The 22,871-nt window shown below is 35.4% G+C and carries 17 protein-coding genes and 1 riboswitch; of the genes, 2 read left to right on the top strand and 15 right to left on the bottom strand.

The features are described from left to right. Nucleotides 1-106: 106 nt before the first annotated feature. Together LUA90_RS16020 and LUA90_RS16015 are read right to left on the bottom strand one after the other, a co-directional pair. Nucleotides 107-1,642: a SulP family inorganic anion transporter gene (locus tag LUA90_RS16020; RefSeq protein WP_231491671.1), complete on the bottom strand. Its 1,536-nt coding sequence runs from the start codon at nt 1,640-1,642 to the stop codon at nt 107-109. A gap of 72 nt (nt 1,643-1,714) precedes the next feature. Continuing rightward, nucleotides 1,715-2,716, bottom strand: coding sequence for an LLM class flavin-dependent oxidoreductase (locus tag LUA90_RS16015; protein ID WP_231491669.1), 1,002 nt, complete (start codon nt 2,714-2,716; stop codon nt 1,715-1,717). Between the two features lie 137 nt (nt 2,717-2,853). Between LUA90_RS16015 and LUA90_RS16010 the strand changes: the two genes are divergently transcribed. Continuing rightward, nucleotides 2,854-3,570 carry a DUF481 domain-containing protein gene (locus LUA90_RS16010; RefSeq protein ID WP_231491668.1) on the top strand — a complete coding sequence of 239 codons (717 nt, stop codon included), beginning with the start codon at nt 2,854-2,856 and terminating at the stop codon, nt 3,568-3,570. Between the two features lie 12 nt (nt 3,571-3,582). Here the strand turns inward: LUA90_RS16010 and LUA90_RS16005 are convergent, their stop codons facing one another. The 8 genes from LUA90_RS16005 to LUA90_RS15970 form a co-directional block, all read right to left on the bottom strand. Further along, nucleotides 3,583-4,248, bottom strand: coding sequence for a competence protein (locus tag LUA90_RS16005; RefSeq protein WP_231491666.1), 666 nt, complete (start codon nt 4,246-4,248; stop codon nt 3,583-3,585). Next, complete coding sequence (locus LUA90_RS16000; protein WP_231459776.1) at nt 4,241-4,555, bottom strand: hypothetical protein; 315 nt, start codon at nt 4,553-4,555, stop codon at nt 4,241-4,243. The genes LUA90_RS16005 and LUA90_RS16000 overlap by 8 nt, the downstream gene beginning before the upstream one ends. A gap of 199 nt (nt 4,556-4,754) precedes the next feature. Then, nucleotides 4,755-5,096: a hypothetical protein gene (locus LUA90_RS15995; RefSeq protein ID WP_231491664.1), complete on the bottom strand. Its 342-nt coding sequence runs from the start codon at nt 5,094-5,096 to the stop codon at nt 4,755-4,757. Nucleotides 5,097-5,191: 95 nt separating this feature from the next. Further along, the gene (locus LUA90_RS15990; RefSeq protein ID WP_231491662.1) at nt 5,192-6,034 is read right to left on the bottom strand and encodes an alpha/beta hydrolase family protein; all 843 of its coding nucleotides are present in this window, start codon (nt 6,032-6,034) and stop codon (nt 5,192-5,194) included. 62 nt (nt 6,035-6,096) lie between these two features. After that, entirely contained in the window at nt 6,097-7,383 is a 1,287-nt protein-coding gene (locus tag LUA90_RS15985) for a ComEC/Rec2 family competence protein (protein ID WP_231491660.1), read from the bottom strand. Between the two features lie 74 nt (nt 7,384-7,457). Next, nucleotides 7,458-8,957, bottom strand: a complete 1,500-nt coding sequence (locus LUA90_RS15980) for a glycoside hydrolase family 43 protein (protein ID WP_231491658.1) — start codon at nt 8,955-8,957, stop codon at nt 7,458-7,460. 1,354 nt (nt 8,958-10,311) lie between these two features. Then, on the bottom strand, nt 10,312-11,745 hold the full coding sequence (locus LUA90_RS15975; RefSeq protein WP_231491656.1) for a SusD/RagB family nutrient-binding outer membrane lipoprotein: 1,434 nt from the start codon (nt 11,743-11,745) through the stop codon (nt 10,312-10,314). Nucleotides 11,746-11,750: 5 nt separating this feature from the next. After that, nucleotides 11,751-14,924, bottom strand: coding sequence for a SusC/RagA family TonB-linked outer membrane protein (locus tag LUA90_RS15970; protein WP_231491655.1), 3,174 nt, complete (start codon nt 14,922-14,924; stop codon nt 11,751-11,753). 350 nt (nt 14,925-15,274) lie between these two features. Next, nucleotides 15,275-15,375, bottom strand: a riboswitch (SAM riboswitch). Nucleotides 15,376-15,492: 117 nt separating this feature from the next. Between LUA90_RS15970 and LUA90_RS15965 the strand changes: the two genes are divergently transcribed. Then, nucleotides 15,493-16,743 carry a peroxiredoxin gene (locus LUA90_RS15965; protein ID WP_231491654.1) on the top strand — a complete coding sequence of 417 codons (1,251 nt, stop codon included), beginning with the start codon at nt 15,493-15,495 and terminating at the stop codon, nt 16,741-16,743. Nucleotides 16,744-16,903: 160 nt separating this feature from the next. Here the strand turns inward: LUA90_RS15965 and LUA90_RS15960 are convergent, their stop codons facing one another. The 5 genes from LUA90_RS15960 to LUA90_RS15940 all read right to left on the bottom strand — a co-directional run bounded on the left by LUA90_RS15960 (nt 16,904) and on the right by LUA90_RS15940 (nt 22,572). After that, nucleotides 16,904-19,366 (bottom strand): outer membrane beta-barrel family protein, encoded by a 2,463-nt coding sequence (locus tag LUA90_RS15960; RefSeq protein ID WP_231491653.1) that lies wholly within the window; start codon nt 19,364-19,366, stop codon nt 16,904-16,906. 139 nt (nt 19,367-19,505) lie between these two features. After that, the gene (locus LUA90_RS15955; RefSeq protein WP_231491652.1) at nt 19,506-20,231 is read right to left on the bottom strand and encodes a hypothetical protein; all 726 of its coding nucleotides are present in this window, start codon (nt 20,229-20,231) and stop codon (nt 19,506-19,508) included. A gap of 66 nt (nt 20,232-20,297) precedes the next feature. Next, the gene (locus LUA90_RS15950; RefSeq protein WP_231491651.1) at nt 20,298-21,218 is read right to left on the bottom strand and encodes a DUF4097 family beta strand repeat-containing protein; all 921 of its coding nucleotides are present in this window, start codon (nt 21,216-21,218) and stop codon (nt 20,298-20,300) included. Between the two features lie 24 nt (nt 21,219-21,242). Further along, entirely contained in the window at nt 21,243-22,022 is a 780-nt protein-coding gene (locus tag LUA90_RS15945; RefSeq protein ID WP_231491650.1) for a HEAT repeat domain-containing protein, read from the bottom strand. After that, nucleotides 22,015-22,572 (bottom strand): RNA polymerase sigma factor, encoded by a 558-nt coding sequence (locus LUA90_RS15940; RefSeq protein ID WP_231491649.1) that lies wholly within the window; start codon nt 22,570-22,572, stop codon nt 22,015-22,017. Before LUA90_RS15940 ends, LUA90_RS15945 begins: the two co-directional genes overlap by 8 nt. Nucleotides 22,573-22,871: the final 299 nt, after the last annotated feature.

The following is a 22,871-nucleotide window of genomic DNA, read 5'->3' as shown; positions in this document are numbered from 1 at the left end:
TAAAAGGATTTAAAAGAAAATACTTAACTGCAAAAACGAAGCGTAAAATTTGGAATTAATATCCATCTATTAGGTTTAATTGAAAGGCAGAATGATTTTGTAGTGGTTATTTGTTCGTTAGAAATTTAGATTTTGGTTCATCTAAAATATTGACTTCAATTATCTCTTCAGCGTTTTTCAAAAGCCTTCTACTATCCGAGCTCAAATTTTTTAAGTGTAATTCTTTGCCCGCTTGTGCGTATCGCTGCGTAAGTTTATGCAATGCATCAATCCCACTCATATCTGCTACCCTGCTTTCAGAAAAATCGATAACAACTTTTTCAGGATCGTTTGCAATATCAAATTTATCATTAAACGCAGTTACAGAAGCAAAAAACAACGGACCATACAATTTGTAATGCTTAACCCCAAGCTCATCAATAGATTTGCTTGCTCTAATTCTTTTGGCACTTTCCCAGGCGAAAACCAATGCCGAAATAATTACCCCAATTAAAACTGCAAGCGCAAGATTGTGCAAGAAAATTGTGATTAGTGCAACGGTAATTCCAATAAAAATATCATGCTTAGGCATTTTATTCGCTATGCGGAAACTTGCCCATTCAAAGGTTCCAATTGCAACCATTATCATTACCCCTGTTAGCGCTGCCATTGGCACTTTTTCAATTAAGGGAGCGCCAAAAAGTATTATGGTAAGAATAGTTAAGGATGCAATAATGCCCGATAATCTGGCTCTTGAACCTGATGAAAGATTTACCAAAGTTTGCGCAATCATTGGGCAACCACCCATGCCAAAGAAAAAACCATTTGCAATATTTGCCGTTCCTTGCGCTAAACATTCTCTGTTACTGTTTCCTTTAGTGGATGTAATTTCATCAACCAAATTAAGGGTTAGCAAACCTTCTGTTAAACCCACACCCGCCATAATTAATGCGTATGGAAAAATAATTTTTAAGGTTTCAAATTCAAATGGAATTTTTGGAATATGAAATGGAGGAAAGCCACCACTTACTGAAGCGATATCTTTAACTGTTTTTGTATCGATATTAAAACCTAAGACAATAAGAAAAACGATTACGATTGCGATTAATGATGGCGGAATAGCTTTTGTAAATTTTGGAACAATCCAAACGATAGCGATGGTAAGCAAAACCAAGCCAGCCATCAAATAAAGTGCGTTACCAGAAAGCCAAACCAATTGTCCGTTTACAACCGTTTTAAATTGTTCAAGCTGTGCTAAGAAAATAATAACCGCTAAACCGTTAACAAAACCATACATTACTGGTTGTGGCACTAACCTTATAAATTTGCCGAGTTTAAATAAACCGACAATGATTTGAATAACTCCGGCTAAAATAACTGCTGCAAAAACATATTCAATTCCATTTGATTTCATTAAAGCTATTAGAACAATCACCGTAGCACCTGCCCCACCAGAAATTAAACCCGGGCGACCGCCAAAAATTGACGTAATTAAACCCATAATGAAGGCTGCGTATAAACCAACTAAGGGTGGAAAACCTGCCAGAATTGCAAAAGACAAAGATTCCGGCATCATCGTCATGGCTACGGTGAGTCCGGCCAAGATTTCATTACGGTAATTTACTTTCTGCGTAAAGTCGAACAGATTTAGGTAAGATTTCATATTGGATTCAAAGGTAAATTAATTTAAAACTGATTTAGATTTTAAATTAATTTACTTTACAAATCGATACAATTATTTAAAGAGTGAAGCAAAAACTTTGTTTGAGTGCAGCTTAGCAGATTGATCGTAAATATGAGAAGTGCTCATAATTTCATTTACGCCATATTTAGTTACAAAAGCATCCAGATTATTTTTTATCGTAGCGCCACTGCCAATAAATGAGTAATAAAGCATTTGCTCAACAGCATCCTTTTCCATTGCATCCCAAACCAGATTCATATTTTGAACGGGTGGTTTTAGTTTCTCACGTTTACCAGTAATTACGCCCAAAAACATTCTTTTTACAGAGTTTGATAAAATTTCTGCCTCCTCATCAGTATCGGCTGCAACCACATTTACACAAGCCATAACGTAAGGTTTCTGCAAAACCTCAGAAGCTTGAAATTCATTTTTATAAATTTCGATGGCTTGTTCAAAATAAGTTGGCGCAAAGTGACTGGCAAATGCATAAGGTAAACCTTTTGCAGCAGCCAATCTGGCACTATCCGTACTCGAGCCTAAAATCCAAATCGGAACTTCCAAGCCTTCGCCAGGTATTGCTCTAACATTCGAATTTCGGTTATCAGCAGAAAATAATTGTTGTAACCTTTCTACATCTTTGGGAAAACTATGTGCGGCGTGTATGTTTTGACCTCTAATGGCCATAGCCGTAACCTGATCAGTTCCTGGCGCTCTACCCAAACCCAAATCAATCCGGTTAGGATATAATGAAGCTAATGTTCCAAATTGTTCGGCTACAATTAAAGGCGAATGGTTTGGCAACATAATTCCGCCAGAGCCAACCCTTATCGTTTTTGTTCCACCTGCTATATAACCAATTAAAACTGCCGTTGCAGAACTCGCTACGCCTGCCATGTTATGATGTTCGGCAAACCAATAGCGGTTATAACCCAAACTTTCTGATTGCCGGGCCATTTCTAAACTTGTATTAAAAGTATCGGCAGCGGTATGCCCTTCTAAAACGGTTGCTAGATCTAAAACAGAATATGGTATATTTTTAAGTAGATTTTCCATTAAACGAATATATGTTACAATTTTACTTACAAAAATATCCTTTAGTTAACCAAAGAATCTGCTGCATTTTAGATATGACCTTAGTCAAACAGTTTATTTACTTCAAACATACAGTAAACAATATATGTTCAAGTGGTATGAAGATTTTTATACTGCTTTTACTGATATGTCCATCTATTTATGCCTCTGCCCAATTTAGCGATACCGCAAATTACCACATTGTAGCATCGTCAACTGGCTCGATAAACAAAACCAATAACGATCGTGCTTATCTATTAAACAACAACATCAATTTTGGACTAAAAAAGAAAAGTATTGTTTTTAACAGTACAACCAGCTGGCTTTATGGCAAGCAAAATAATGCATTAAGCAATAACGATTTTTCTACTACAATGAATCTAAATCTGTATAAAACCTTTACCAATTTTTATTATTGGGGATTGGTAAATTACAACACAAGTTATTCGCTCAAATTAAAAAATCAGCTTTTAGCTGGTGTAGGTGTTGCTTATAGTTTTATTGATACTACAAACGCATACATAAATTTAAGTAATGGCGTACTTTTCGATAGAAGCAGCCTAGTAGAATTAGCAGATTACAGTACTTTTAGAAACTCTTTACGGCTACAATATCATTTTCTTATAAAGGATATTATTACGATAGATGGAAGCCATTTTTTGCAAAATTCTTATAGCCGTAAAGGAGATTATATTATCAGATCGAATACCACGCTAGGCTTAAAAATTATAAAATGGATTAGCTTTACTACAGCATTAAATTATAACAGATTAAACGTAACACAACGCGAAAACTTAAATTTAACCTACGGTTTAAGCATTGATAAATACTTTTAATTTGAATTAAACTTAAAGAAAATCTTCAATAAACTTTTTCCTGTTAATCATTTCCAGGTACGCATAATCTCCAGAAATTTGTTTTCTTATCTTTAATCTATAAAGAAATAAACCACCTAAATCGACAAAAATTGGAGCTTTTGCAGCATACCAAACCGCATGTGGTTGTTTCCAACAGAAATGATAATAATTTGAACTAAGCTTAATTTTTTTTAATTCTGGATGATAGAAATTTAAAACTTTGGGCTTAACAATTCCAGATAATACCTCTGATTTGCTAAACATCGAAAGATGGTCGGTATTGCAAAACTCAAAAGCTTCAAGTTTGGGATCGTAAGGATCTGGAAGATTTTTTAGCACTCTAAAACCTTTGAATTTTTTGCCATTTAAAACCCAGAGCATCTTAGGGTAAAAAGCTTCTCTGCTTTGCATTTCAAACAAAGTAATTGGCGAATTTTGGAATTCTATAGCTGTACCACAATTTGTATAAACATCCGCTCTATGTAATTCGCCTGTATCCTGACAACAAAAAACCTTCTCACGATATTCTATTGGAAATGCCTTTTTCCAGTTTTTGTGCCACGTACTTTCCCTGTGGTACTTTTCAAATGGATCGTTCGGGTAAGCTGTTAAATCTCCATTAAAATATTTTAGCAGATTTTCATCTACACTATCCATTTCCTTTAAAAACGTTTAAAACACTAGTTTTCCATTTTATGTAACCCAAATTACCACAAACGTAGCCTACAAAGTTTTCTACATCTTCCGTTACATCATTAACTACTCTAAATCTTATTTTATATTTTGGGTTATAACTAATGTAAACAACAAGGTCGTCTTTTCTTTCCCCTACCGAAAGCAGTGGCTGTAAATGAATATCCTGAAGTTCGGCAGCGGCCTGCTTCAAGCGTTCATTCATTATCTTTCCCAAAGAAATATCGGGCACAAAATCCGTTTCTGTTATTGCAAGTACCGTAATTGTCATAAAGTATCTTCCTCTTTTTAATCTGTTCTGTATGCATCAAAAACGCAGCAGAATAAGGCAAAAGTATACTAATATTTTTAGCAAGCAAATAATCAGACATAAATTTTATACATACCTACATAATTAACTGTAGGATAGGAAAATAAAATTGACGTTAAAAGGGAAGAAATCACGATTATAATGAGTGAATAAAAAGAATTTAGGCTTTTATACTATTCTCTGCAACCTTATTCTTTTCAGCAGCAGATAAAATTAGTAAACCGGTAATCGCTATACCAATCATTGCAGCCTGAAAAACCAAATGTTTTTTATGTTTTTTGATGCCTTTGTAAAGGTTATATGCCGCAATAGCACCAGCAGCTCCAAACTCAATATTTCTCTGTAAACTAAAAGGTGTAGAACCCTTTTTAGTAAAGTTTGCCCTCATTAAACTATTTATGATTGAAAAACCAGGCCCAATCGTTCTCTTTAAGGTTCTTGATTTTGCGAGGCTATTTACTAAATAATTTACGGGGGTTTTAGGGGTTGTATTTGCTTTCATAGATAAAAAGACAACCACATTGTAAGAAATTAAGTTTTAAAAACTTTCAAATAAATCTCAGGAGCATTTTATGAGAATTCTAAAAAGACTAACAATTAGTTTTTCTTGTTCTTTTCGAAGTACCGGCTAAAAAATAAGGCTTGATAAACAACAGCATTACCCCAATATTCAAAATTATGAACCCCTGGTCTGGTAATGAAATCATGTGGAATATTCCTATCCAAAAGCTTATCATGAAGTGCAACATTTACTTTATAAAAAAAATCGCCGGTTCCACAATCAATTATTATGGCAAGTTTATTTGGTGTTAATAGATGCGTTAAATTCACAACCGTGTTTGCTTCCCAACGTTCAGGATGTTCACTGTATTTGCCCAATCTTTTATACAAATCCCAATTCTCAGGAAAAGGTCTGATGTCTACCCCACCGCTCATGCTCCCGCAAGCACCAAAAATATCTTGATGGCGAAACGCAAGGTACAAACCACCATGCCCGCCCATGCTTAACCCGGTAATTGCTCGTCCGGTTCTATTTTGTATGGTCGAATAATTAGCATCAACATAATTAACCAGTTCAGTAGCAACATAAGTTTCATATTTATATTTTGCGTCTTCCGGACTATCGAAATACCAGCTGGTAACGCCCCCGTCAGGGCAAACTACAATTATGTTGTGTTGGTCGGATAGGTTTTTAACCGTTTCTTTATTTGGTGTATTGATTATCCAATCAGAAAATTTGCCACCAGCACCATGCAACAGATACAGTACAGGATATTTTGTGCCTTTGCTGTATCCGTTTGGCTTAACAACTGCAGCTTTTATATCTTTTTTCATTGCGTTACTGCGGGTTAAAACGGTATCAACCGTTGCAGCAAAACTGCTTTTAGTGGCTATAAGTATTACACAAAGACATAAAATGATGGATAATTTAAACTTCATAAAATTAGATAGGTTTGATGCAAAGGAGCAAATATATGATAATAGATAGATAATGATTTTTGTTATTTCGGGTTGTATAAATCCCATACCGAACCTTGCCTGGCAACTTCTTTCATTTGTGCCATGATAAAATCGGTGCCATTGCATCTTAGGTTTATCATTCCAAATTTGATTTCATTGGCTGATTTAATAGAACGGGCAAGTTCGGTAGAAAACACCAGTGGTCTATCTGAAGCTGAATACTTCCCTGCGCATCCAATTGCATCTGCCCTTGGATGTGCGTAACTTTCATTATCGCCAGATGAAATCACCGTAGCAATCGGACTCACCTGTTTCATAAAATCAACAGTAAATTCTGATGCACCATGATGACAGGATTTCGCAACATCAACCCTGAAAGGATTATCGGTTTTATAATGCTTCAAAAGATGTTCTTCTGATGGAATGTTTAAATCGCCACCAAATAAAAAGCTTCTTTTTCCGTAGATTAATTTTACAACAACGCTATGTCCGTTAACGGTATGGGCATCATCTTTAAAATAATCAAAAGCGGTTTTATCATTAACTTTTGCCGTAACCGGACCTAATATATCGAGTTTAAAATCTACGTTTGTAAATTCGTTTAAATTGATGGTTCGGGTTTTATGATCAACACGTTTGAAAGATTTTAAACGCCCCTCTTTTTTGGCATTTGATACTGCAAAACAGAATTTTTCATGCAATCGCTGCATCATTCCAGTATCTTTAAGTTTGTTCAAGTCTTCAATACTATCAAAAGTGGTTGTTAAAAAAGATTTACCTTCAATTTTCTCTTTCTTACCTAAACCGCAATTAAAGAGCGTAGCAAAGTTTTCATTATCCTCGTTAAATTTTGCAATTCCATTATGTAAAATTGTACCGAATGTGTACCGCACATCATTAATAATATCAATTAAACATTCGTAATGGTCTTTATCAAAATGACTAACAATAATGTAATTAATATGAACTTTCTGATTTAAATTATGGTAATAAGTGTATTGCCATTTGTTTAAATATGCCGCCATATTATTGCCTGGTCCGCCATCAATAAGCATTTTAAAATTGTTGCCAACCTCAATTAAAGCACCATCACCCTGACCAACATCTACGAAAAAAATCTTTAAGCCTGGTTCGTCTCCAATGTCTGCATTGTCAATCCAACCATCAATTCCGAAAGCACTAACCAACGAAAAATTATTTTGGCTTTGCCCTAAAAGCTTTACATAAGAGCCCATTAGCAATGTGTTGTTACCACCTTTTTTTGAGGCCGTAGGAACAGTTTTATAAGTATTGGCCGTAAGGCTGGTAACGATTTTATAAACTGACATAGCTTTAAATTTAGAATGAGATTTTAAAACTAATATAACTCTAATTAACTGTACAACAAATACTTGTATAACTACTAAAAATATTTTAATTCGAAAGTTGAAAATTCAGCAAATTCGTGAGGTTTACCATTAAAGTTCAAACCAATTCGTGGACTTCTATCCCATTGTGGGAGAAAATTTACATCAACTTTGTTATCAGAATTAAGTGTTTTCCAATCATCTGCACCTTGTTTGTAAAATGTGCTTACCTCTAAATTAGGATTTACCTTAAATTTTAATTCTATACTACCCTTTCCACTAATTTTTTGATTTGATAAAACAGTTTTTTCTTTATTCTGAACTTTCCAGAATTGCACTTGATTACCAGAAACACTAAGACCAATTGCAGCGCCTGCATCGCCATAATAACAGATGCCTTTTCGCGCATCGTTTGAATTACTTACAGTTGTAGTAGCTTCAAATACTGCAGAAACCGGGCGAACCGTTATTACGATACCAGTTAAATTTGAGCTCGAAATAGCGCCTGATATTTTTAATTTACCATTAAGTTGTGAAATTATAGGTGTAGAATTTCGAAAATCCCATTGCCAGCTTTGACTTACATTTTTATCATTAAAATTGAAAGTTAAGTTTTGATTAGTATTTGGTGCTGAAACTTCTTTAAACTTTGGCCAGCCATTTTTTTCTGGCCATATTAATTCTGCTAACATACCTTGCCGGCCAGAAAAAACAGTAGTTTTTTTGTTATAAGAATGATACAAGTAGTAATCTTTTTCATTATCTCCCTTAACAAAAGTACCATGCCCGGAGCATTTCCAATCGCTATTTTCGGATAAAATCGGGTTCTGAGCATACTTTTCATAAGGTCCTTTGAACGATTTTGAACGAGCCACGCCAACATTATAATCACACTGAATTCCACAACAAGCTCCTGCAGAATAAAACATATAAAAATAATCGTCAACTTTCATAAAGCTTTGCCCTTCTAAACCTTTACCAGCGTCATCTTTCATCATAGAAAATGTTTCGCCTTCTGTTTTTAAGCCATCATCAGAAAGTTTGACGCCTAAAATTTCGATTGGTCTTTTATCAAGTCCATAAGCTTTATAAGTAATGTACCGAATACCATTCTCAGCAAAAACAAAACCATCGATAGCTTCTTTTCCATGTTCGATAATTACGCCATGATCTACAAAATCTCTATCCGGATATTTGGATGTTGCAACGCCAATGCAAGAAATATTATCTTTCTTTCTCCTCGCTGTATAATAGATGAAATAAGTTCCTTTGTGATAAACATATTCTGGTGCCCAAAAAGAGCCTGAAGTCCAATCTGGTGACTTATCGAAGACATATCCAGACTGTTTCCAGCTTTTTAAATCTTTTGAGGTATAGATTGGAAAATGCGGTGCCCATTCTGATGATGTGCCAATAGCATAATATGTGTCTTTAGCTTTGATGACTGATGGATCGGCAAAGTCACCAGGAATTACCGGGTTGATTATATTTTGTGCAAAGGAAAAGTTAATAAAAGGTAATGAAATGATTAGCAATAGATATTTGGGTAGATTCATTTAACTAAAGTAATTTTAATTATGAATATTCCTCAAGTATCAATCTATATTTTACAATGGTGATGGATGGCTTAGGTTCATATTTTAATTTCTCGTAACAGAACTTCTTTGAAAATAATACATGCAATTTTTCCTTAACCTTTTTAAACATTAAAAGAGATTACCACGGCTGATGAAAAATCAGCCTCGCTTACCTACCGAAGGCATGCAATGACGAAATCGGGAGTTAGAATTCGCTCCATGCTATCCGGCCTAGCAGATTTTGGAAGCAGAAAGCAAGAAAATACTTGCACTAATTTCATTCCACAATTAACCAAGGAGATTTGCAGTCCCGATTTTTCTTCGGGACCTCAAATGTCCGCTATCCGTATTTTCTTCGCTTTATGCGACAAAAGATGCCAGCCTTGATTTTTTGTTTCTTTTGTATCAAGACAAAAGAAAAAGCCTGTCTGGCAAAGACAAAAACATGCCTAATATTTAGAATAAAATCCCCTTGAAATCAGAAAAGGAAATTTTTCCTAAACGTTTTTAAACATTAAAAAGAGATTACCACGGCTGATGAAAAATTAGGCTAACCTACCCATCGCAGCAATGACGAAATCAGGAGTTTGCATTCGCTCCATGCAATCCGGCCTAGCAGATTTTGGAAGCAGAAAGCAAGAAAATACTTGTACTTATTTCATTCTCCGATTAACCAAGGAAATTTGCAGTCCCGATTTTTCTTCGGGACCTCAAATGTCCGCTATCCGTATTTTCTTCGCTTTATGCGCCAAAAGATGCCAGCCTTGATTTTTTGTTTCTTTTGTATCAAGACAAAAGAAAAAGCCAGTCTGGCGAAGACAAAAACATGCCTACTATTTAGAATAAAATCCCCTTGAAATCAGAAAAGGAAGTTTTTCCTAAACATTTTTAAACATTAAAAAGAGATTGCCACGGCTGATGAAAAATCAGCCTAGCTTACCTACCGAAGGCAGGCAATGACGAAATTGCGTTATAGCATTCGCTCCATGCTATCCGGCCTAGCAGATTTTGGAAGCAGAAAGCAAGAAAATACTTGTACTTATTTCATTCTACGATTAACCAAGGAGATTTGCAGTCCCGATTTTTCTTCGGGACCTCACATGTCCGCTATCCGTATTTTCTTCGCTTTATGCAGCAAAAGATGCCAGCCTTGATTTTTTGTTTCTTTTGTATCAAGACAAAAGAAAAAGCCTGTCTGGTAAAGACAAAAACATGCCTAATATTTAGAATACCCCCCCTTGAAAATAAAGAAAAAGGTTTCCTATCAATCATAAAATAAAAAAAGCAGCCCTATAAAAGAACTGCTTTCAAAATAAAAAAAAACTAAACCCTACTAATTCGCATCAAACCACAATTTTGTAGTTAGCAAATCTGCTCCCTGACTTGCGACTGCATTCCTGTAGCTTTGTCCGTTTAAAGATTGCTCTGTGCCAGGATATATGAAACGAACCGGTATTTGTCCGTTAAGCACCGTATTCACAGATGCCGTTAATTGAGGATAATCTAACCTTCTACGTTCTGCCCACGCTTCCAATCCTTGTCCAAATAAAGCAATCCACTTTTGTTCGCCAATTGATTTTTTGTAATTAGATGCATCATATTGTACAGTAACCTGTGCCAGGTAAGTTGCAACCGCAGCATCGCCAACAGAAAATTGTTTTAATGAGACAGTAATACCTTGCTTGTACAAATCAGCAGCATTTTCTGACGTTAAACCCCTTGCAGCAGCTTCCGCTCTATCAAAAAGTAATTCAGCATAACTGAAAATAACTGCCGGAGATTGCGGTGCAAGAAAATAAGCTCCAGGTTTTGATGTTCTGGCAAAGCCAAGATTACTTGCCTCAGAATTTGTTAATCCATTTGGCAAACCAACATACTCCTGAGATGTAGCCGTTTGTGTTTTACTTGCATAGACAGATAAACGTGGATCATTCAAGGCAAATAATTTATCCACAATTGTTTTGCTGATGCGGTAATCATCACGAGTATCAAACTGCGCACTAACCGGATTTTGTTGCGGAGAAATCTGGTAAATCAGCTGTGCGATATCTGTATTATCACTGATAAATAAATCGCCATCGGCTTTAATCTCATCTAAAACCTGTTTAGCTTTTGCTGGCTCTTTATCCGCAATGCGCAAAGCGATTCTTAACCTTAGCGAGTTGGCAAACTTCTTCCACTTTGTGATGTTGCCACTATAAATAATATCGCCTGCAATTGCCTTTCCATTCGGGTCTAAAGCAGTTTTCGCCGCCTTTAAATCATCCAGCAAGCCAAAATAAACATCTTTTTGTTTATCGTAAACCGGAGTGATGTATTCGTTTAATTTCCCTGCCTGACTATAAGGAATATCGCCATAAGCATCAGTTAACAACAAAAATGACCAGGAACGTAAGGTAAGTGCAACACCTTTATAGTTTGAATTACTTGTTGCATTCCCAATTTCGATAATTTTATTAAAACCAGTTATACTTTGCGAATAAAGCGTAGACCATAATGATGTGAAACTGCTATTTGAGTAAATAAACCTATCCTCTTCAGTGTACTGAACTTTTGCCCAATGTTGAGCAAACAGCAAACTGGAGTTCATGTTATTCGTTGTGCCCCAATAGGCATCGGTTGTGTTTTTAATGGCTGCCGTTAACAAATAGTCGGGCTGTGCATTTTCTGTAGCATTTGGATTAATGTTCACTTCATCCAATTCTTTGGCACATGAAGCCAGCAAAAGCGATAAAGATAAAAAGCTGTATATTATATTCTTTTTCATGGGATTTAAAATTTGATGTTAAGATTTATACCATAGGTACGTGTGGTTGGATTAGAAAGACTTTCTAAACCCTGACCGTTTCCTGTGTTGAATGCAACTTCGGGATCGATATCGGTAACATTACGATGAAGAATTGCTAGATTACGACCAACAAGTGCTACAGAAACGCCTTGCAAGCTTAGTGGTTTAAGCCATTTAGCAGGAAGATTATAACTTAGCCTAACCTCACGAAGTTTTACATAAGAAGCATCGAAAATATTTGCCTCATCTATTGTACGGAAAGATTTATAATACTGTTGAGCAGGAAGAATTTTTTCGTTCTTTTTACCATCGGCTGTTACACCTTCGAAGATCATACCATCATCATAAACCGTAACATCTGCGGGAGCTGTATTATTTGCGGTTACTCTTACTGTTCCGTTTGCTTTTAAATTACCTGGATAATAATAAGAAATTCCACCAAATTCGGCAGCACGACCAGGTAAAGTTGATTCCAAAACACCAGTATAAGTTCCGGTTGCGTAAGTGCCGTTATAAATAGAACCGCCAAAGCTAGCATCAATTAAAACGCCTAAACTTAAATTTTTGTAAGTAAAAGTGTTCGAAATTCCACCAATCCAATCTGGTGTATATTTACCCAAAACCCTTTTAGTTGGATCTGTTTGAGGCGCACCGGTTGCATTAACAACAATATTGCCACTGCCATCTCTCAAAAATGCATTTCCAAAAAGTGTTCCGTAAGGCTGACCAACGGCTGCAATAACTTGTGCTGAATTGGTTGCCACAACATAGTTTTGCAATAAGCCGGCTTTATCCAATTCGATAACTTTACTTCTGTTTGCAGCATAATTTACATCAACATCCCAAACAAAAGCTTTTTTAACAGGTGTAATGCCTAATTGAACTTCAATTCCTTTGTTGTTGATTTTTCCGGCATTAAGGAGCTTGGATCTAAATCCTGTACTCGGACTAACATCAACACTTAAAATTTGATCATAACTATTGGTATTGTATAAACTTACATCTAAACGGATACGTCTTTTAAATAAAACTGCTTCTGCACCTAATTCTGATGAAGTAGTTGTTTCAGGTTTTAAATCCGGATTTAGATCTGTTGTAGATGCCGTAAGTTGTGGATTAGTACCAAATGGCGCACCAAAAGCGTAGGTATTAATTAAGCGGTAAGGGTCTGCATCTTTACCAACTTTAGACCAACCACCTCTAAGTTTGGCGTAATCAAGCACATCGCTTTTAATGTCAAAAGCCTCGGTAATTACAAAACTTCCATTAAATGAAGGATAAAAATAAGACCTGTTTTGCGCCGGAAGTGTAGATGACCAATCGTTACGGGCAGTAATATTTGCATACAAGTAATTTCTAAATCCAATTTGCGCAGAAGCATAACCACTATATGATTTTAGCTTGCTATAATTGTTAGAAGACGTTAAAGGATCTCTTGAATTACTAAGCGTATATAAACCTGCTACAGCCAATCGTGGCGCACTTTGGTCGTTTTGCTCAATGTAGCGTGAGCGAATGTTTGTACCTAATAATGCTTCTACACTAAAATCATCATTAAGCTGCTTGCTATAATTTAAAGTCGCATCAGTATTATTTTCGTTAACGGTAAAAGCACTTTCTGTGTAAGAACCGAATGGCGTACCATTTGTACCATAAGCTATTTTAATCTTTCTTCTATCGTTATAATAATCTGTTCCGGTACGGAAGTTAAAATTTAAGCCTTCAATAATTTTATAATTTAAGCCAATACTACCTATAATTCGGTTTCTGTTTTGAGAAACCGTGTTTTCATAAGCCACCCAATATGGATTACTGTAGTAGCTATTGTTCCAGTTAAACGTGTTTCCGTTTTCGTCTAAATAATTTTTAAGGCGATTAATATCTACCTGCCTGCCAAACCAGGTAAACTGAAGCATGGTACTTGTAGAACGAGAACCACCTGTGCCAGGCAAATTATCAGAACCAAGTTTGCTATAATTTGCATTAGCCGTTAAAGTTAATTTTGGATTAATTCTTAAGGTTGTATTTAAAGCAAAGGAGTTTTTCCCTTGTCCTGAGTTTGGAACAATACCAACCTGTTTAAGGTTATTGTAAGATAAGCGATAATCAAATTTTTCGCCAGCATCTTCAATTGATAAACCATTGGTTAAGGCATAACCTGTTTCAAAGAAATCGCGAACATTATCGGGGTGTGCCTCAAATGGAACGGCCACGCCTTTAGAAAAAAACTGAGGTATAAGCTGCCCGTTCATTCTTGGACCCCAACTTTCATCAACACCATCATTAATCCCTGCACCTTTTCCATCAACATAACTAAACTTACCTTCAGAACCTTGTCCGAATACGTTTTGATATTTTGGAAGCGTTAGCAAACCTTCTATTACAGCATTTGAATTAAAAGTTACGCCTAATCCTTTTTTAGTTTTACCCGATTTTGTTTTGATGATGATTACACCAGCCGCAGCACGAGAACCGTACAAAGCCGCAGCATTTGGACCTTTTAAAACACTCATCGATTCAATATCATTTGGGTTGATATCTGAAATGGTGTTGGCATAATCTCTTGCTCCGGCAGAATTAAGCTGCGAATTATCAACCGGTATTCCATCGATAACAAAAAGCGGTTGGTTATTACCAGAAATTGAAGTTTCTCCACGAATTACAATTCTGGATGAACCCATATCGCCCTGACTGTTCGTAACCCTTACACCCGCAACCTTACCCGCAAGCGCATTAACTAAATTTGTTTCTTTGGCTTCGGCCAGATTTTCTCCTTTAAGCTCCTGAACGGCATATCCTAAAGATTTTTTCTGCTTAGAGATGCCTAAGGCTGTAACTACAACTTCATCCAACGAATTATTTCCATCACTTAATACAACCGATAGTGATGATGTACTTGATGAAACTTCAACTTCTTTAGTTGTATAGCCGATATAAGAAAAAACGAGTGTTCCCTTACTATTTAGGTTAAAGGTAAATGCACCCTCATTATTTGATATAACGGCTTGTTTTGTTCCTTTTACAAATACAGAAACGCCCGGCAAAACCTCTCCGGTGGCGTCTTTAACAGTGCCCGATACTGCTATATTTTGAGCACGAACAAATGTAGATAGCAATAGCAAAAACAAAAATGCTGATAGCTTTACTTTTTTATACATGTTAACTTAATTAGAAATGATTAATTATACTTTTGATTTTTTGGGCAAAGCAATGCCACATCGCTCTGTGTCGATTTTTTTGTAACATTAAATTGATCTTAGATTTGGGAGCTTAGCGCTCAGCTTTATGAGCTACAACATAGCTCCATGCACATTCGGATGGTTTTACAGTTAGGAACTGTAGAAATTTTTAACTTTTGCTCGTCAGGTTTTTTCATTTAAATATTTTTTAAGAGCCATTTAAAAAGCAAATCGTTTCATTCCAAAGAAATACTTTTATAAAAAAAGCACTTCCGAAAAATCAGAAGTGCTCTCATATATTGTCATCAATATTTACTTAGCATCAAACTGACTTAACTACCCCTTTACGGGTTGGAATTAGCACCATACCCAAACAAGGCTGGTTGCTAAGGTTTCAAAGGGCCATTCCCTCCACCTTTCTCGATAAGCATTTTAAAATAACTGCTGCAAAGATAGTATATTTTTTTAATAGTCTACAAATTCTATAGATTTTATTGAAAATATTATTTTAAGTGCTTACCTTTGAGCCGGAATTAAAAATCATCCCATGAAAATAAAGTCAATACTCATCATATTAAGCTTGGGCTTAAGCATAATAAATGCACATGCCCAAACCAATAAAAAACTGCAACCATCTAAAATATCATCAACGGTTAACAAAACTGCAAATGGCAATTGGAGAGGTCTTTTTCAAATTAAGCCTGGTGTAGAAGTTCCTTTTAACTTCGAAATTAATAATGACAAAATAGTTTTTCTTAATGGCGATGAACGTTTTGATGGTGGTAAAGTCTATCAGAAGGATGATTCTTTAAGGATAAAATTGGACCAGTTTGATAACGAAATTGCGGTAAAGCTTACAGGCGATTCTTTAACAGGTACGTTAAGAAAGCAAGATAATTCTGGAAAACCACTGGCTTTAATTGCAAAAAAAGGTGAAAATTTTAGGTTTAAAACTTCTGGAGAAAAACCTGCAGCAAATTTTTCTGGCACTTATGATGTCACTTTCAAAAATCCAAGCGGAAAAGACGAAAAATCTGTTGGTGTTTTTAAGCAAACTGGTAATAAATTAACAGGAACTTTTTTAAGAGTTACAGGAGATTCGCGTTATCTGGAAGGTATAGTGGAAGGTAATAACTTTTACTTATCCAGTTTTATTGGCATGGCTCCTGCTTACTACAAAGGCAGTTTTTCTCAAAAGGGAGAAATTACCGGAGAATCTATAAATTCAAGAGGAAGTATAGCTTTTACAGGTATCCAAAACCAGAATGCTGAGTTACCTGATGCTTATAAACTAACCTATTTGAAAGAGGGTTACAAAACTTTAGACTTTTCTTTTCCGGATGTTAACGGAAAAAAGATTTCACTGAGTGATGAAAAATACCGTGGTAAACCTGTTATCATAACCATTACCGGAACATGGTGCCCAAATTGCGTTGATGAAGCCTCGTTTATTGCACCTTGGTACAAAGAAAACAAGAAGAGAGGTGTTGAAGTAATTGCAATCCATTACGAAAGGCAATTGGATTCTGCTTATTTAAAGAAAGCCATTAACGGTTTCCGTGAGAAGTTTGATATAAAATACGACCAGGTGATTGCCGGTAAACCAGATAAAAAATTAGTTTCTGAATCTTTACCTGCATTGAATAACTTCTTATCGTTCCCAACAACCATATTTATTAACAAAAAAGGCGAAGTTGCCAAGATTCATACCGGTTATAGCGGACCAGCAACCGGAAAATTTTATACTGCATTTGTAGAGGAGTTTAATAAGGAAGTGGATAGTTTATTGAATGAGTAAGTGTTTAAGAAATAATATTTAGAGAGGCCGTCAGGCTCAGCTTGACTGGGCATCTTAAAGCATATTATTATTTCGTTACGCTTTAAGATGCCCGCTTTCAAGAGAATGACGATGATGTGTAAAACCAATCCATAACAGCGTAATGTTCAGCTTTACAACATTAACTTCCTGATTTGCTACCGCTTGATTTCACATCATCATTACTGATGCTTCTTTGGCTCTTTTTAATAGAATCCTTCAGCTTTCCAAATTTCCAGTTTAAACTCATGTTAAACGAACGATTGTAGTTTTCGCCACGGTAACGCTGTGTAAAATTTGGTCCTTCAGTTAGCGTTTCATAAATCCGGTATTTTATAAATGGATTATTTATACCTGCCGAAATCGTTAACTTATCTTTAATAATTTCCTTGCTTCCACTAAACGACATGTAATAATATTCACCAGAACGGCCTTGTAATAAAACATCAGCACTGCTATAATTAAAACTTGCATTTGCTCGCCATTGCTTTTCAAATTTATAACCTGTGTTTAAATAAACATATCCAGAAACACCTTCATTTTTAGTCAACATACCATTAATTGTGCCTTCCAACCAGGCATAGCCTAGGTTGCCGCTTAAGCTTAAATTCCACTTTGTGGTTAATGGATAATTTATATTTATGTTGGAACCCAAGTTTTTATTTTTACCAACGTTGGCGAAACTTGTTCTGGTAATTTTATTAACATCGTTGTAAATAGATATTGTTTGAATGGTATTATTAGCAAAACTATAGGCTAAACCAGCATTTATAGAGCCTTTCTTAAATCGGCTGTACGTCAATTCAAAATTATTACTCAAAACAGCTTTTAAGTCTGGATTTCCGGTTGATTCAAAATTTGGAATAGAACGGTCAACAAAAGGATTTAAATTATCAATTCCCGGTCGCTCGATACGCTGTGTAAAACCAAAATTTAAATTGCTTTGATTTTTAAACTTCCGGTTTACAGAAAATGATGGTATAATGTTAAAGTAATCGGTATTAACATTTGAAGCATTGCTGATAAAATCAGCTTTTACAAACGTTTCTTCAATCCGAACGCCAGCTTTAAAACCCCAATTAGTAAGGTTGTATGAGTAGGAATTGTAGGCGCCAATAACATCCTGATTGTTATCAAAAATATTTGTTCTTGCTGGTACAATTTCAAATCCTCCGGTGCCGGCATTAAATTGTCTGTACTCAAAATTACTATTGTTATCCCTCAAAATTCCTTTCAAACCACCTTCAATATTTAATTTTCCTACCGGATGAACGTAATCTAACTGAATGGTTTGCTCTTTTGAACGGCTATCATTTTGCTGTATATAATTTGGTTCCGTAAAATTTTGTCTGTTAGAGAATGTTAACTCATTTCTCTGCGGGTTGCCCCCATTATTAAATTTGTATGAGAAAGTTAGCAAACGCTCTTTATTACTTTTAAAACCAAGCTGATAATTCAGAGTCATATCCAAACCATTCCAATCAAAGCGGTTTTGTCCCAATAAATCGTAAGCGGTAAGTTGCGCTGGCGAACTCAATCTAAAAGTCTGATTATTAGTAGATTTATTGTAGCCGCTGTATGGGTTAATCTCTGCGGTTATCAGGTTAAGCGTATCAATTTCAAAACTAATTTCCACGCCACCATAACGGTAATTATTATCAAACTTTCTTCTACCGATATTTATTAAATCTGATGGATTAGCACCTAAGGTTGTTCTGGTATTTGTGTTCTGAGTTTCTGGTGACGAATAAAAACCGGTACCGCCATAAGCTGTAATACCCAGTTTACCTTGCTTTACGGTTAAAAAACCACCAATTCCAGGACCGCCAACGGGAAATTGGTGACGAAGATTTAAGCTTCCACTATAACCATTATCAATTTTTTTATTGGTGATGATGTTAATGATACCAGCTAAACCCTCACTATCATATTTTGCCGGTGGTGTTGTAATCACCTCTATTTTTTGAATAGATGATGCTGGCATGCTACGCAAAACATCTTTCGGACTTCGGGCAACCATACTCGATGGTTTTCCGTTTATGAGAATTTTATAGTTTCCACTACCTTTAAGTTTGATGTTATCATCAGCATCTAATGATAACAATGGCACTTTCCGCATCATATCCAGTGCAGTCAGAACTTTGCTTTCCGGGTCGGCCTGTATGTCATAGCTAATTCTGTCAACTTCTTGCTTAATTATTGGCCGCATAGCATTCACAGCAACTTCATTAAGATTGTTTACTTGCGAGGCGACACTAATTTCCCCGGCATCGAAAGTGTTTTTCGTTTCATTCAATTCAAAGTTTAGCGTTTTAGAATTGTAACCAACGGCTATTGCAGTTAAGGTATATTTTCCTGAAGCAATGTTGCTAAACTCGAACAAACCTTTCTCTGATGTGACAGTCGTTTTAACCACAACGCCATCTTTTTTAATGGCAAGGGTTATAAATTCTAACGGTTTTTTTGATGCTGAATCAATTACTTCTCCTTTAACAGCAATTGGGTTTTGTTGTGCAAATGAAACACTGTAAAACAGAGTGCAAAGGAAAAGGAAAATAATTTGAAAGCATTTTTTTTTGAGGAGTGATAATTTAGGATTTCGCATGTAATTTGGTAGGTAGATGTAAATAAAGAATGATTAGGGCATAATAACTTCAGATAAGACGAAATAATTTTTGAAACGTTGCATCTGACAAAAAATTTATTTCAATTATAAGCCCTAATCATAAAATGAGATTAGAATATTATGGATTTCTTAAATAAATATTCCCGTAAGATGAATTGAAATCATAACTCGGTCCTTTACCTGGTGTAGCATTTATTGCGGTGTAGAAACGCTCTTCTTTTAATTCGTTAGGTTTTAAATCTAAATTGGTATAAATTTTACCAAAGCGGTTGGTCATTTTTATCTTTCCAATTAATTGCTGATTTAATTTGGCTTCAATTCCGCCGTATGTTGCATCAACTTTAATTGGCCCTTTAAAATCCTGAACTTCTACAAAGCCATAAACAGAGGTAACTTCTGTATTAATACTTGCCGGTAATTTTACATCAATAACAATTTCAATATCTCTGGTTTGATAGTTTGATTTTACAGAACTACCTTGCTCCTTCATAAAAACATCCATATCAGCTTTGTTTGTAAAACGATGTTTAACGCCGTTTACACTTACAAAATAACTGTATGGAATTTTCTCCATATCCAATTTGTTCTTGATAACGATTTTACCATCTGATTCAGTTTTCTCAATACTGAAAACACTATTATCATCAACCCCTTCAACTTTTACAGTGGCTTCTACTGATACTTCATTTTTATCCCAGGTACTAAAGCGAACCGTTTTCGGGAAATCAAAATTAAAAGAAACAGTTTGACCCTTATTAACCGGATAATTTTTAACGATTTTGCTTTGAGAAAAGGCAATACAAGGCACTATGGCTGTAAATAGCCAAAACAATATTGGTTTCATAATTTAGAATATTAATGGCTCAGAGATTTGCGGGAAGCATATATGAGCCGTTAGAAAATTGAAGAGTTATTTAACGCGTAGGTAAACATTATCGTAGCTCGATTTTAAAATTAAATTGCTGCCGCCGCCATTAATCGTTCCTTTAATATCTTCAGAACTACGACCACCATAAGCTGCTAAACCAATCCCATTAATCGAACCACTTCTTGCACCGCTAAATGTGCTGGTCATAGTGCTCACACCTTCGGCAATTCTTATTCCATTCACTACCGTATTTCCATTGGTATTTTTAGCACTCGCTTGCTGTTCTGTTTGCGTTCTTTCAGTTTTGTCAATCGCAATTTTAAGTTCATCAGCAGCATATAGCTTGCCGTAACCAGAAGACAATTCTACATTTGCTTTAACGTTAGTAGGCAAAAGCACATCAACGTGGCCATAAACTGAAATGATAGAAACCGGGCCTTTGATTTCGTTTTGAAATGAAGCATCAATGTCTCCGAATAGAGATTTAATACTCATCGGACCACTATTATTTTCAAGTTTGATTTTATTATAACTTGTAGAAATTTCGATTTCATTTTTAAGGTTTTTCAGCATCAAATCAGAATGATACATATTACTTTGATTTGAAAACTTGATTTTTATATTTTGAGGAACTTTAATAGTTAAAATTCCATCAAGATTTTTGTCTACTGCGTTTACAACGATTTCACCACCTTTTTCAGTAACATCTATTCCTAAGCCTGTGTTATCTACAAAGCCAGAACCTGTAATTACCCTTAAACCTTTTGCTCTCTCATCCACAACTTCATTTTTCCGGGTTGGCATAGAGAAAACAATTTCGTTTCCACTGTAACCTTCTATTATGGCACCAGAAACATTAATATTTAGTTGGCCTGATGATTTACTTAATTTGTATTCTTTCTGTGCAGATACCGATAACGTAATCGAAAGCAAAGAAAGAAGAACGATAAATTGCTTTTTCATAATTTCTATTTCTTTTAATAAGGTTTATAATTTGTCTTGATTTAATAATATTTTATTGGCTTCATCCCTTACGGCTACAAATGTTTCCGGATTATTTGCAAGTGCGTAAAGTTTTTCGTCAATATTTACATTTTTCATTTTTCCAACAGAGCCAAGCAAGCCAAGCTGAACTATTGGGTCGTTTTGTTTATCTAAAGATTTAACTAAAAGTGATGCTACATGACTATCGAAACTGTATTTTTGCAACACACTCAATGCCGCAAGTCTAACGTTAGTGTTACCATCGTGGTTTAAAGTTTTGGAAAGCATATCAATTGTTTTGTTATTGATGTTGTCCGATTTTTCAATTTCCATAATAGCTAACAACCTCATACTTGCTGAGCTACTGTCTCTCAGCCCCTTATATTCATCAACATTAACATTCGGTTTAGTTTTCTTTTGCTTTGGTTCGCTATTTAAACTCACAAAAGAAACCTGATTTTCTTTAGCATTTGCTTTAGGCTGCGCATCTTTTACCACAGCAACAGGAGCATTAATTATTGCTTCTTTTTTTACCGTTTTTGTTTTTGTGTAAACAGTTTCAACAGCTGTTTTTTGTTGATAAACCAACCAGCTTGTAGCCACCACAATTAATACGCATGCTGCTGCCAACCATTTTGGCGATTTATAAAAAGGCAATTTCTTTATTAAAACTTCTTTTTTAGGAAGCGTATTTTTAAAGCGTGCCAAATCAAAAGCCGGCGCTTCAAGGTGATCAAATTCCTCCCTATTCCTGTCTACAAAATCTCTTATCTCATCACTCATAATAACATTTATCTTTTAATGATAATAAAATCTTCTTTTTAGCCCTATGATATTGAGTTCTAACATTTGTTGCTGTCAAATCGAGCATCACTGCAATTTCCTCATGGGTAAGTTTTTCAAAAATGTGCAGGTTAACAATTGTTTTATATCCTTCGGGCAATTCCTCTATACTTTTTCTAACATCATCAACTCTTGCATCAAAAATATCAGCATTGGTACCATCTTCAATTTCATCGGGCATATCCATTTCGCCTAAATCAGAAAAAGTCATTTTTCTTCTTCGGATGTGAGAAATAGAACGATTAATCGCCAATCGCCTTACCCAAGCCTCCACACTAGAAACATTTGCAAGCTTACCAACCTCGTTAAATACTGCGCAAAAAGTATCTTGAAGAATATCTTCAGCCTCGCCACTATGGCTTACAATACGGCTGATAGAATTATAAACCTGCCTCGAATAACGATTGTATAAGCCCGTATAGCCTTCATCACGCCCATTAAGGCATAAATCTATCAAATACTTATCGGTTGTTTGTTCTAAAGGTGGCAATTGCAAGAGCTTTAATTTTCCAATATTTAAGGTGCTTCTATATCCTAGTCGCAACTTATTAAAAAGTGTTACACTAAATCTGAAAAAATCTAAATAAAAAATAACATAGATTAATTGGCAGGTGCAGAAACAGCCAAATAAAAATAAGTAAAGTGCTTATAATAAGATGCTTGCAAGCTACATTAATTTATTAAATGAGTAATAATCAATCTTGCAGTTTTTGTATAAGAATAGTTATAAAATCTGCCGGTTTATCGGTAATAGATGGCGAACAGAACTTAGTTTTGCCCAAATGAAAA

Origin of the sequence: Pedobacter sp. Leaf170 (genome assembly GCF_920984665.1) — a bacterium.
GTDB lineage: Bacteria > Bacteroidota > Bacteroidia > Sphingobacteriales > Sphingobacteriaceae > Pedobacter.
Note: the sequence above shows the minus strand (reverse complement) of the source record. Positions and strands in the feature narration are given on the sequence as shown.